Source organism: Alishewanella sp. SMS8 (assembly GCF_030737935.1).
Taxonomy (GTDB): Bacteria; Pseudomonadota; Gammaproteobacteria; order Enterobacterales; family Alteromonadaceae; genus Alishewanella; species Alishewanella maricola.
On sequence record NZ_JAPJEA010000001.1, the window covers coordinates 1084376 to 1096850 of the forward strand.

General features: G+C 44.9%; 9 protein-coding genes and 1 pseudogene. 1 reads left to right on the plus strand and 9 read right to left on the minus strand.

The genetic code is table 11. The features are described 5' to 3' along the window. Positions 1–124: 124 nt before the first annotated feature. The 8 genes and pseudogenes from ORJ01_RS04960 to ORJ01_RS04995 all read right to left on the minus strand — a co-directional run bounded on the left by ORJ01_RS04960 (position 125) and on the right by ORJ01_RS04995 (position 8880). A complete protein-coding gene (locus ORJ01_RS04960) occupies positions 125–343 on the minus strand; it encodes a hypothetical protein (protein WP_306177150.1) in 219 nt (72 codons plus the stop codon). 270 nt (positions 344–613) lie between these two features. Further along, a complete protein-coding gene (locus ORJ01_RS04965; protein WP_306177151.1) occupies positions 614–1525 on the minus strand; it encodes a porin in 912 nt (303 codons plus the stop codon). A gap of 268 nt (positions 1526–1793) precedes the next feature. Next, positions 1794–2549, minus strand: a pseudogene (gene pstB / locus ORJ01_RS04970) (phosphate ABC transporter ATP-binding protein PstB); the annotation flags it as partial. Positions 2550–2625: 76 nt separating this feature from the next. Next, entirely contained in the window at positions 2626–3996 is a 1371-nt protein-coding gene (gene pstA / locus ORJ01_RS04975; protein ID WP_306177152.1) for a phosphate ABC transporter permease PstA, read from the minus strand. A 6-nt stretch (positions 3997–4002) separates the two neighbouring features. After that, on the minus strand, positions 4003–5397 hold the full coding sequence (pstC, locus tag ORJ01_RS04980) for a phosphate ABC transporter permease subunit PstC (RefSeq protein ID WP_306177153.1): 1395 nt from the start codon (positions 5395–5397) through the stop codon (positions 4003–4005). 201 nt (positions 5398–5598) lie between these two features. Further along, entirely contained in the window at positions 5599–6627 is a 1029-nt protein-coding gene (locus ORJ01_RS04985; protein WP_306177154.1) for a substrate-binding domain-containing protein, read from the minus strand. Between the two features lie 123 nt (positions 6628–6750). Next, positions 6751–8391, minus strand: coding sequence for a methyl-accepting chemotaxis protein (locus ORJ01_RS04990; RefSeq protein ID WP_306177155.1), 1641 nt, complete (start codon positions 8389–8391; stop codon positions 6751–6753). Positions 8392–8589: 198 nt separating this feature from the next. After that, on the minus strand, positions 8590–8880 hold the full coding sequence (locus ORJ01_RS04995; protein WP_226749448.1) for a high-potential iron-sulfur protein: 291 nt from the start codon (positions 8878–8880) through the stop codon (positions 8590–8592). A gap of 319 nt (positions 8881–9199) precedes the next feature. Here ORJ01_RS04995 and ORJ01_RS05000 point away from each other — a divergent pair, with 319 nt between their 5' ends. After that, positions 9200–10438, plus strand: a complete 1239-nt coding sequence (locus ORJ01_RS05000; RefSeq protein ID WP_226749447.1) for a DUF819 domain-containing protein — start codon at positions 9200–9202, stop codon at positions 10436–10438. A 62-nt stretch (positions 10439–10500) separates the two neighbouring features. On the opposite strand, the gene typA is transcribed toward ORJ01_RS05000, so the two are convergent. Beyond that, positions 10501–12336, minus strand: coding sequence for a translational GTPase TypA (typA, locus tag ORJ01_RS05005; protein WP_226749446.1), 1836 nt, complete (start codon positions 12334–12336; stop codon positions 10501–10503). Between the last annotated feature and the right edge of the window lie 139 nt (positions 12337–12475).

Sequence of the window (12475 nt, forward strand, 5' to 3'; positions counted from 1 at the left end):
AAACTCAGCCTGCAGTTGGCACAACCTTAACTTTTCCCTGTTTTACGGTTGTTTACTGCGGGCTTTATTTTTACTAACACTTATACCGATACCTTTGAATTAGCCTCTAGCTTCAACTTACTTTTTACTGCTGCTTAGCGGTTTCTGTTACTTTTACTCGTTTTTGTGGCGGATTTAACCAAACAACATGGCCAACATGTGGGCTAGTGCGCGTTAACGCCGTTGCCTCTTGCAGCCGTTGTTCGTCTGTTTCATAGGCATAATCAGCAGTGCCGATAGTTGAACAGCCGGATAATAGCGCTAGGGTAGAAACGACCATTACTACAGGAAGATATTTTTTCATTGGTTAGACCTCTGTTGTTAACCTGAAATTACTATAAACACAGAAGCCGCCGCTGTCTAACACAGCATTATGACAATTTGATGAATCTTGCTAAATATAAACCATTGAAAAAATTAAATATTTAAAAATAGTTATTACATGCATGACAAAAATAAGACAATTTAAGAGCTGTGAGCTATTAAAAGTTGTTTTGATATGAGAATTTGATTTAAAAAAAAGAGGGAAGTTAAAAAATAAGCCGGTCAGCGACCGGCCAAGAAGGCATTAAAATTAAAACTTATGCTTAATTCCCACCGCGATGTAATCACGATCAGGGTTTGTCATATCAAAGTTAAAGCTGCTGTACCAAGCATATAAAGTGGTGTTTTTACCTGCTTTGTAATCTGCACCCACGCTGACTGCATCATCATCTTCTAAGGTTTGATACTGTGCTTTAAGTTCTGTTTTACCCACTGGATAAGCTGCGCTAACTAACCAACCATCTTGCTCTACACCCGTGGTAATATTCTCTTGTGAATGAAGCATCGCGCCAAGTTTAAAATCAGCGGCTTTAAATTGGGTTTGTAAACGCAGAGTATCATAACCCGCGACTTCTGAGTCCATTGATATGGCTGCATAATAGGTGCTGTCTTTCAGGTTTTCGTCACCGTAATAAACTGATGCAGAGTAAGCATCTTCCGCATCTGCGGCATCTTCCATGACATAAGTTAAATGCATGCCGAAACCATTAAATTTAGGGGTGTAATAAGTCACTGAATTACTGGCTCGTACTTCACCACGCCACAACGCTTTTACGTCAGCTTCGTAATCACTGAATAAGTCAATTTTACCTTGCGCATCTTTTAGTGCTGTATCATGACGCCCTAAACGCACTTCACCAAAGTTACCTTTTAAACCAACATATTGATTTCGAGACGTAATGTTCTCGCCTCCGCTAACATCCGCCAAATCAACTGCCCATTCAACTTGGTACACTAAAGTCATGCCACCGTCTAATGCAAAATCACCTTTCAAACCAAATCGTGAGCTGTTGCTTTTCAGTTCAGAGAACCGCCCTTCCCCTTCATCACTGGATTGTGCTGAAACATTCAGTTGACCATAAACGGTAAGTGGCTCAGCGTAAGCAACAGTGCAAACGGCTGAACCTAAAACTAATGCTACTGCAATTGATGATTTTTTCATGTTATCTACCCGAGTTAGTTAGGTTTCTTGTAGCTAATGCTCACAACCATAGTATTGATGACGGAGTGCATAATAAGAATTTTTTATGACAAACAAATGACAGTATAACATTTATATTGCGTTTATTTAGATTAGCCTGGACTGACCATAAAAATATGCATTAATAGACGAGCATGGCTACAGGGATAACACAAGCGCAGTCCATCAATGGGTTCAGCAAACAAGAAAGGCGCTTTCGCGCCTTTATTTTTTTACCAACAATCTAGGCTTAACCATAACGGCCTGTAATATAGTCTTCGGTTTTTTTCTGCTTCGGGTTGGTAAACACATCGTTGGTGCCACCAATTTCAATTAAGTTACCTAAATGGAAAAATGCCGTGCGATCAGACACCCGGGCAGCTTGCTGCATATTGTGCGTCACAATCACAATGGTAAAGTTTTGCTTTAATTCATCGATTAACTCTTCAATAATCGATGTGGCTATTGGATCGAGTGCTGAACAGGGCTCATCCATCAAAATCACTTCTGGACTAACCGCGATGGTACGCGCAATACACAAACGCTGTTGCTGACCACCCGATAAACCGGTACCTGGTTGATGCAAGCGATCTTTTACTTCTTCCCATAAACCAGCACGGCGCAAGCTGGATTCAACAATGTCATCCAAATCAGATTTTTTACTGGCTAAGCCATGCAACTTAGGGCCATAAGCAATATTTTCATAAATCGATTTTGGAAAAGGATTCGGTTTTTGAAACACCATACCGACCTGGGCGCGAAGCTGCACCACGTCTAAGGCCGGATCATAAATGTTGTAGCCATCTAACGCGATGTTGCCGGTTACTTTACAAATGTCGATGGTGTCGTTCATCCGATTTAAACAACGTAAAAACGTTGATTTACCACAACCTGACGGGCCGATAAAAGCAATCACTTCGTTTTCAACGATATCCATATCAATGCCATGGATTGCCTGATTGTCGCCATAAAACACTTTGACATCTCGCGCGGTCATTTTGATTTTTTCGGCGTTGTTCAACATGGTTACTTCACTCATAGTTTAATCCTGTTCGTTCAATTCTTAGGCTGTTTGCTACTTATTACCAACGCACTTCGTAGCGTTTGCGTAACCAAATCGCCAAACTGTTCAGAGATAACATCATCACCAATAACACGATGATAGCGGCCGATGTTCGGGCCTCAAAGAAATTCCGTAATTCGTTGCCTTGCCATAGGTAAATTTGTACCGGTAAGGCCGTTGCTTGATCCATGGCACTACCTGGCACCGAAGCAACAAAAGATTTCATACCAATCAGCAGCAAAGGAGCGGTTTCGCCTAAGGCTTGTGCCACACCAATAATCGAACCGGTTAAAATACCTGGAATGGCCAGCGGTAACACATGATGAAACACCGCCTGCGTTTTAGACGCGCCTAAGCCTAAGGCCGCTTGGCGGATCGACGGTGGTATCGCTTTTAATGTCGAACGCGTGGCAATAATAACAGTAGGCAGTGTCATCAGTGTCAACACTAACCCCCCCACAACCGGCGCTGACATCGGCAAATTAAACCAACCGATAAAAATTGATGCACCCAATAAACCGAACACGATAGAAGGTACTGCGGCAAGGTTATTGATATTGACTTCGACCAAATCGGTCATCTTATTTTTTGGTGCAAATTCCTCAAGGTAAATCGCCGCAGCAACGCCCATCGGGATGGCCAGCACAATGACGACGAGCATCATATAAAGTGACCCCATAAAAGCACCAGCTAACCCCGCCGAGGCCAGTGAACTGCGCGAATCGGGGTTCATAAACAAGGCAAAACTAAAGCGATTGCTGATGACGCCTTGCTGTTTTAATGAATCAACCCACTCGCGAACTTTGGCACTGAGCTGCTGTTGATCGTCGGGTAAACTGCGATCAATATTCCCTTTTAACCAAACATCGATATTAGCATCTGTGAGCAAGTGTAAGGTTTTGGTTTGACCGATAATCGAAGGGTCAGCAATCACCAAATCACGCAACGCAAATCGCTCACCGGAGGTGACGATACGTTGTAATTCACGCCGATGCTGCTGAGCATCAGGGATCACTTGCTGTAACGCCGGGAAAATAAGCCGATTAAAGTTGACTAAACCCACTTCTGAACGCCACGCCAAGTCACGCTGCCGAAACTCGTTCTCTGTTTCTCCTGCTTGCGGTTGCGGCTTTTCGCTGATCTTGACTATGGCAGGATCAAAGTAAATATCCAAGGTAATACTGTGCTGCCAAAACGCCGGTAGCCCTTTGGCAAAAATATTCACAAACAATAAGATTACCAATAAGATACTGGCCGATACCGCCAATAAACCTGCGGTTCTAAATAGCTTTTCTTGGCGATGGCGTTTTTTTAACGAGCGCACCACTTGTTGCTGTACTTTGCTGTAAGCCTTGTTCGTGTTGGTTACGGTTTTCAGTTCAGTCGTCATTTGGGATCACTCGTATTGTTCACGGTATTTACGCACAATCACCAATGCCACAATATTCAGCAGCAAGGTAATGGCAAACAAGGTTAAACCTAATGCGAAAGCCACTAAAGATTGTGGGCTAGCAAAGTCGTTATCACCGGTTAATTGGTTCACAATGGTCACGGTAACGGTAGAAACGGCTTCAAAGGGGTTAGCGGTTAAGCTTGGGCTGTTCCCTGCGGCAAGCACCACAATCATGGTTTCGCCAATCGCCCGACTCACCGCCAATAACACGGCCCCTACAATGCCGGGTAGCGCCGCCGGTAACACGACTTGCCGAATGGTTTCAGACTTTGTTGCCCCCAAACCTAAAGAACCATCACGTAATGACTTTGGTACCTGCGTAAGAATGTCGTCGGATAACGATGATATAAACGGGATAATCATGATGCCCATGACCACACCCGCCGTCAGTGCTGAGGTGGCACGAATCGTCATACCGATGCTTTGCCCGAACTCAGCAAAAAAAGGCCCAACGGTCACCAGAGCAAAGAAGCCATAGACAATCGTAGGAATACCGGCCAACACTTCGATAATCGGTTTAACGGTATTGCGTACCCGCTGTGGTGCGTATTCGGCTAGATATATCGCCACCATCAAACCTAGTGGAATGGCCACTAACATGGCAATCAACGCGACCAATAAGGTGCCCGATAACAAAGGAAGCAAACCAAAGCTGCCTTGGCTTCCGGTTAACGACCCTTCGGCTAAACCGACGGTAGAAAAACGCGGATTCCAAGTAGTGCCAAAGAAAAAGTCTGCCGGGCTGATAAATGAAAAGAATTTTAAGGTTTCGCCCACCATCGATAACACAATGCCAACCGTGGTTAAAATGGCGACGGTTGAGCAAAGCAATAACACAGCCATCAAGGCTTTTTCAACTTGATGACGCGCACGTAATGACGGTTGGATCTTTTTAAAGCTGAGCAATAAGCCTAGCGATGCCAAGATAAACATTAACGCGGTTAACATTAAGGCGCTTTTCTGCTGCAATGCAGACAAATAACTCGCTGCAGCCACTTCCCAATCAGCGGCTTCGGCAACCACCCCAAAATTACTGGCTAAATTACTAATACGACGCATTATTACCGCAGCTTGTTCGCTATCGGTTAACAGTTCTGCTGGCACCGTCGCTAATGTCAGCGTTTGTAGCACACCGGGCGCCAGCCAGTTCCATAACATTAGCAACAGAAATGGCGGTAATACCGCCCATAAGCCGACCATCATGCCGTAATGATGTGGCCGAGAATGCATACTGGCACTGTTCTGACCGCCCGCCATGCGCCGGCTACGAGTCATGCCAAATTGATAGGCAATCGCCATGAAGATCAACAGTACAAAAATTAAAGACAGATTATTCATCAAAGCTCCGCTTTCGCACAGAGGACAATTTAGTGGGGCAGGATAACGCGCTAAAGTTGCAGTTTTATGACAGTCACGACAAAGAACTCTGTTGTTTAGCAGAAACTAAAAAAAACCACCTTTACAAGTATGCAGATCAGTTAGCGGTGAGGCTTAACTGACCTGCATTTACCTTGCAGGTGGTTTTTTTAGAATACTGAATTACAGTGACTTTTTACTACGAATGGCCGCTAAGATTTCAGCACGCTCGTCATCCGCCAATGGGATCAGACCGGCAAATTCTAGCGGGCTAGCTTCACCCGATGCCGCATCCGATACAAAGTATTCAGCAAATTGCTGTAAACCAGGGATCACGCCAATATGCTCGCCCTTCACATAGAAAAACAATGGCCGTGACACTGGATAGGCGCCTGAAATAATGTTCTCAACGGTAGGAACCACACCATCAACAGTGGCCACTTTAATGCGGTCACGATTCGATTCATAGAAACTTAAACCAAATACGCCCACCGCGTCTTTTTGTGCTTGTAAACGCGCTAAGGTTTCAGTGTAGTCACCTGCAATTTCAACTACGGCACCGTCAGTACGCATGGCTAAACAAAATTCACCCTGCTGATCCTTTGACATGGTTTTGATTTCAGGCAAAGACTTACACCCTTCTAAAACCACTTTTTCTTCGTACACTTCACGCGTACCGTGGTTAGAGCCTGGGATAGCTAATAAGATACTTTGATCTGGTAAGTCTTTATCAATTTGTGACCAACGCGTGTAAGGATTCGCCACCATTTTGCCGTTTTGTGGCACTTGTGCGGCTTGCGCTAGAAAAACATGTTCAGGTTTTAAAGCAAAGGTTCCAGCATCCACTCGTGAGGCAAATACAATACCGTCATAGCCTATTTTTACTTCAATAATATTTTTAACACCATTGGCTTTACACGCCTCTACTTCCGCAGGGCGAATTTTCCGCGATGAGTTTGCTACATCAATAGTATTGGTACCAACGCCTTGGCAAAACTGACGCAAACCACCTGAAGAACCGCCTGAGCCCACAACAGGCGTCTTGAACTGAGCAAAGTTATTGCCAAATTCTTCTGCCGCAATAGATGAGAATGGCAGCACGGTAGACGAGCCAGCAATTTGAATGGTGTCACGGGCACTTTGCGCAGTTGCCGCAAAACTGATACTTAACGCAGTGATTAAAGCCAGCTTAGAAAATTTTTTGATTTGCATAAATTCATTCCTAGTTTGCAGAAGTTTATCTCAACCCCAGTAGTCTGCCTGCGTAATATTGCATTAATGTGACAAACAAGAATTTGTTTATTTTACTAGGTGGTCATTGCACCTGCGTAAAGATTATTGAATTCGAAATTGCCGCCAACCGGCACTCAGTTGCTCCGCAACGGCCGAAAGTTGTTCACTCGCCTCAGCTGATTGTGCGGCACCATCATGCAGTTGCTGACTTGCCGCATGAAGCAAACTAATTCCGCTGACAAAGCGCGAAGTCACCGCCTGTTGACCCAAACTCGATAAAGCAATTTGTTGGTTAAATTGGGCTAGCCTGCTGACTTCTGCCGCAATATCCCGAAACACAGCTTCAGTGTTACGCGTTTGCAAAACACTACTCTCGGCCTGCTCTGAGGCTTGATCAATGGCGGCAACCGCATGATCAGCTTGTTGTTGCAAAGTATTAATCATCTCGCGGATTGATTCAGTCGCCGCCTTAGTATTTCCTGACAACGTTCGCACTTCATCAGCCACCACCGAAAACCCACGCCCTGTTTCACCGGCACGTGCAGCTTCAATCGCTGCATTTAACGCTAGTAAATTTGTTTGCTCTGAAATACTTCCAATCACTTCCAATACACTGGAAATTTTTCCTGCATCGCCTTGTAAACTTCGCATCAAATCGCGCGATCGCAACATGGTTTTCTCAAGAAGCTCTGAGCTTTGCATACTGAGTAACGCATCAGCACTGCCTTGTTGGCAAAGTTGTTGTGCTCGGGTCGCACTGTCGGTTGCCGCTGCGGTTTGACTGACCACTTGGTTTAGTGAGGCACTCATCTCTGACACCGCCAAGGCCAGCTGATCGGCTTGATGCGCCTGCTGCCCTGCCCCCGTATTGACTTGCTCACTAATGGTTTGTACTTGGCCGGCTTGTTGACTGAGCGCCGAAGAACTCGCTCCCAATTGCTGTAGTAGAACCGCAAAACGACCAAGCATTTGATTTAACGCTTTGGCTGCCTCTGCAATTTCATCATGACCTGCCTCATCAGCTCTTAAGGTGAGATCAGCCTGCTGTGATAATTGCAATAACATGTCACGCAACCGTTGCAGCGGTTGACTAACCGCAACACGGGTGCGCCAAATTAATGCTAACACCAATAGCAATAAAGCTGCACCGCCATATAAATAACCCTGTAGCATGGCTAAGGTTAATTGCTCAGCCTGATCGCGTACTTCGGCAGCGGTGGCAATTTGCTGTTCCACAAACTGCTCTGCTTGCACCGTAAACGGCGCAATGTGCTGTGACACTTCGTAAGTAATAGTCGATTCATTAAGAATTTTAACTAACAAGGCATCTGAACCAGCAAACTCTATCCATTGCTGATAATGCTGGATCGCCTTTGCAAAAGCAGTGTCTAATTGTTCAAGTAACACCGCATCCTCTGCCGTTTTGGCTATACGTTGATCGATAAACTGCTGCCAATGCTGTTCTGCCTCTAGCAGTAATTGTTCAACCTGCTGCTGAGCCTGCTCAGCGCTAATCCAGCCAGTTCGATACTGTTGTAACAAGCTTAAACCTTGTTGCTGCAAAAGTTTTTGCGGTGTCATCACATGCGTTAAAATCACCAAGTGCTGGGCATATAATTGATGAAATAAGCGGTCTTTGACCGTAGCTGCCCAAAAGCTGGCTAATAACACCACCACTAATAATATGCAGGGGATCAGCCCAAGTAGCACAACACGTTTAGCAATGGTAAGTTTAAGTCGCATGACACACCTGTCTTCATCCTAAAAAAGATACATTAACAAGCCGATATGGCTGTTTTATGACAGGACAATAAAGGGGTAAGGCAGCAAACGAAGTGAATGAATAACTCAAGAGAATGACTATGATTGCGGCTCAACCAGCCGCAAAATAACCTGAGTTCAAACACTCTGGTTTAAACTCAGGTTGAGGTGGAGGCATCGTTAAGCTTTTTTAACCCAAGCAGAACACCAGCCTTCAGAGGCCACTAATTTACCTGGGAAAATAGCACATGGGCGCCATTCATCACCATCGGCGCCTTGCGCTAAGCTACAGTTTGCACATTTCTGATCGGCTTTCTCAGACTTGTGCGTGTATTTCATTGCGGCCGCTAATGGATCATCTAACTTTACCGGCTCGGCAGCAAAAGCTCTTAAGCTAACGCCACCCACGGTCATACCAATCACTGCACCGGCAGAGATCTTGAAAAAATTGCGACGATTAATATTATTCATGTTGTTTCTCCTGCATTGTTGCTTATTATAATACTGATGAATGCGCGTTGTGGATTTGATAAGCATCAAGTTTCCACTGAGTTGTGCCACGCCATCTTTGGTTTAACTATTGCCATGCTAAATCCAGTGTAGATGATTTCGTATTTATTAGCGCATAATTTTTTGCTTTGCAGCCCTCACCGCCATCAAACCTCGTTTTTACCGCTTTGGTCGCTTTTTCAATAGCGATCAAAAAGGCATGCTAGCCAGCCCCACCCTGTCTGCGTTATTGTTGTTTTAAGATGTAATAGGAAGCAAAAGACTTCAGGAAAACCACACCATGCAAAACTCTGCTGTTCTGTTTAACAATGATGCTGTGTTATTTGGCGTCATTACGGTCATTCTGGGGGTGGTATTTTATACCAGCCACAGCAGTCACCGTTATTGCCAAGCGTTTTATCGTTTTGTTCCCGCCTTGTTACTTTGCTATTTTTTACCGTCACTGTTAAATACTTTTGGGTTAATCGATGCAGAAGGCTCGTCGATTTATCATGTCGCTTCACGTTACTTACTCCCCGCTAGCTTGGTGCTGTTTACATTAAGCGTCGACTTTAAAGCGATTTTAGGGCTAGGGCCTAAAGCCTTAATTATGTTTTTCACAGGTACCTTGGGCATTATGATCGGTGGGCCCATCGCGTTATTAATTGTTGGTAGCCTTGCGCCTGATGCCCTGGGTGGCGATATTTGGCGTGGCATGACCACAATTGCCGGTAGCTGGATTGGTGGTGGCGCCAATCAAACCGCGATGAAAGAAGTGTTTGAAGTGGATAACACGATTTTTTCGGTGATGATCACCGTTGACGTGATCATGGCGAATATTTGGATGGCGGTGTTATTAATTTGGGCCAGTCGCGCTGAGAGTTTTGATAAGAAAACCGGAGCGGACACCAGCGCCATTCGCGAGTTAAAACAACGTATCGAACACTATCAAGCGCAGCATGCACGGATACCGCAACTGCATGATTTGATGTTGATTATTGCGGTAGGTTTTGGTGCCACAGCCATAGCACATTTTGCTGCCGATGGTATTGCGCCTTGGATAGCCAAAGAAGCGCCACAATTAGCCATGTACAGCCTGACCAGTACCTTTTTCTGGTTGGTGGTGGTAGCCACGACGCTGGGGTTATTATTATCGAACACCAAACTCAGAAAACTGGAAGCCGTAGGCGCATCTAAAATGGCTTCAGTGTTTTTATATATACTGGTGGCCAGTATTGGTATGCAAATGGATATCCGCGCTATTTTAGATTACCCCATTATGTTTGTGGTTGGCGTAGTTTGGATGGCCATTCATGCCGGTTTACTGGTCATTGTGGCAAAGTGGATTAAAGCGCCATTGTTTTATCTGGCTGTGGGCAGTCAAGCGAATGTCGGCGGTGCGGCCTCGGCTCCCATTGTCGCAGCGGCCTTTCATCCGTCACTCGCGCCGGTCGGGGTATTATTAGCGGTACTCGGTTATGGTGTCGGCACTTATGGTGCTTACCTGTGTGGGCTTATGCTGCAGTTTGCTGCGCCTTAAGGTTGCTTTCTACACATAAAAAAAGCCAGCTTTCGCTGGCTTTTTTATTACGGCTCTACCGATTAATCGGCTTTACGATTTGCACGCTTACGGTCGTTTTCCGTTAAATGACGCTTACGGATCCGGATTGACTTTGGCGTCACTTCAACTAATTCATCGTCGTCAATAAACTCTAACGCTTGCTCTAAAGCATAACGAATAGGTGGGACTAAGTTGATTGCTTCGTCAGTACCTGATGCACGTACGTTAGTTAACTGCTTGCCTTTTAAACAGTTAACCGTCAGATCGTTGCTACGACTATGAATACCAATAACCTGACCTTCATACACTTCTTCAGCATGACCGATAAACATACGGCCGCGCTCTTGCAAAGAGAAAATCGCATAACCCGCGGCTTTACCCATCGCATTGGAGATCATCACGCCGTTCATACGTTGACCGATAGAACCGCCTTTATGCGGGCCATAATGGTCAAAGCTGTGGTACATCAAACCGGTACCAGAAGTAATCGTCATAAATTCAGTACGGAAACCGATTAAACCGCGGCTTGGCATCAGGAAGTCCATACGGTTACGACCTTTACCATCTGGTTGCATGTTGGTCATTTCGGCTTTACGTTCGCCCATCTTTTCCATGATGGTACCTTGATGCTGTTCTTCACAGTCAATGGTCACGTTTTCCATAGGTTCCATTTTCACGCCGTCTATGGTTTTCATAATCACTTCTGGCCGAGAAACCGCTAACTCAAAACCTTCACGACGCATGTTTTCAATTAATACACCTAAGTGTAATTCACCACGGCCTGACACTTTGAATTTGTCACCGTCTTCGGTTTCTTCAACGCGTAAAGCTACGTTGTGTTTCAGTTCGTTTTGTAAACGCTCTAAAATCTGACGTGAAGTAACAAACTTACCTTCTTTACCCGCGAAAGGTGAAGTGTTGACTTGGAAAGTCATGGTAACGGTGGGCTCATCAACTTGTAACGCCGGTAAAGGTTCAACCTTAGTGGTGCTACAAATGGTGTCAGAAATTTTTAATTCGCCTAAGCCGGTAAAGGCAACAATATCACCCGCTTGCGCTTCTTGTGTTTCGATACGCTCTAAGCCTAAGTAACCGAATACTTGGCCTACTTTACCGTTACGCTTAGTACCATCAGCACTCACGATCGTTACTTGCTGGTTCGGTTTTAATGAACCACGCTTGATGCGGCCGATACCGATAATGCCTAAGTAGCTAGAGTAATCTAACTGAGAAACCTGTAATTGAGTTTCGCCATTTAATTCAACAGCTGGAGGGGCAACATACTTGACGATAGCTTCAAATAAATCTGTGATGTCGTCTTTTTTCACGTCGGCTTCTAATGAAGCCCAGCCATTCAGACCTGACGCATAAACAATCGGGAAGTCTAATTGGTCATCAGAAGCGCCTAAGTTATCGAATAAATCGAAAACTTGGTCGATAACCCAATCTACACGAGCACCTGGCTTATCAACTTTATTAATAACAACGATAGGCTTTAAACCATGAGCAAAGGCTTTTTGTGTTACGAAACGCGTCTGTGGCATAGGGCCTTCAACCGCATCAACTAACAACAATACCGAGTCAGCCATTGATAAAACACGTTCTACTTCACCACCGAAATCAGCGTGTCCTGGTGTATCCAGAATATTGATATGGTAACCGTTCCAACGTACAGAAGTGTTCTTGGCCAGGATAGTAATACCCCGCTCTGACTCCTGTGCATTTGAATCCATCATCCGTTCTTGTAACTTAGCACGGGCATCGAAGGTTCCGGATTGTTGCAACAGCTTGTCAACCATGGTTGTTTTACCGTGGTCGACGTGGGCAATAATAGCGATGTTACGTAATTTATCTAAATATGAAGCGGTAACGCTCATGAATATGTATCCTCTGTGGCACTAGATGACCATAATGACCACCAGGCAAACGCATTTTAAACTTAAGGGCGCATATTCTACTCTTTATTTGTCTGAAAGAAAAATTCCATGCGTGCTTTTACTGATTTTTTTTCAGGCG

What these genes read in the sequence shown, in the direction of transcription:
- ORJ01_RS04960 (WP_306177150.1), bottom strand. Translation starts at nt 343, where the DNA reads ATGAAAAAATATCTTCCTGTAGTAATGGTCGTTTCTACCCTAGCGCTA.
- ORJ01_RS04965 (WP_306177151.1), bottom strand. Translation starts at nt 1,525, where the DNA reads ATGAAAAAATCATCAATTGCAGTAGCATTAGTTTTAGGTTCAGCCGTT.
- pstA (WP_306177152.1), bottom strand. Translation starts at nt 3,996, where the DNA reads ATGACGACTGAACTGAAAACCGTAACCAACACGAACAAGGCTTACAGC.
- pstC (WP_306177153.1), bottom strand. Translation starts at nt 5,397, where the DNA reads ATGAATAATCTGTCTTTAATTTTTGTACTGTTGATCTTCATGGCGATT.
- ORJ01_RS04985 (WP_306177154.1), bottom strand. Translation starts at nt 6,627, where the DNA reads ATGCAAATCAAAAAATTTTCTAAGCTGGCTTTAATCACTGCGTTAAGT.
- ORJ01_RS04990 (WP_306177155.1), bottom strand. Translation starts at nt 8,391, where the DNA reads ATGCGACTTAAACTTACCATTGCTAAACGTGTTGTGCTACTTGGGCTG.
- ORJ01_RS04995 (WP_226749448.1), bottom strand. Translation starts at nt 8,880, where the DNA reads ATGAATAATATTAATCGTCGCAATTTTTTCAAGATCTCTGCCGGTGCA.
- ORJ01_RS05000 (WP_226749447.1), top strand. Translation starts at nt 9,200, where the DNA reads ATGCAAAACTCTGCTGTTCTGTTTAACAATGATGCTGTGTTATTTGGC.
- typA (WP_226749446.1), bottom strand. Translation starts at nt 12,336, where the DNA reads ATGAGCGTTACCGCTTCATATTTAGATAAATTACGTAACATCGCTATT.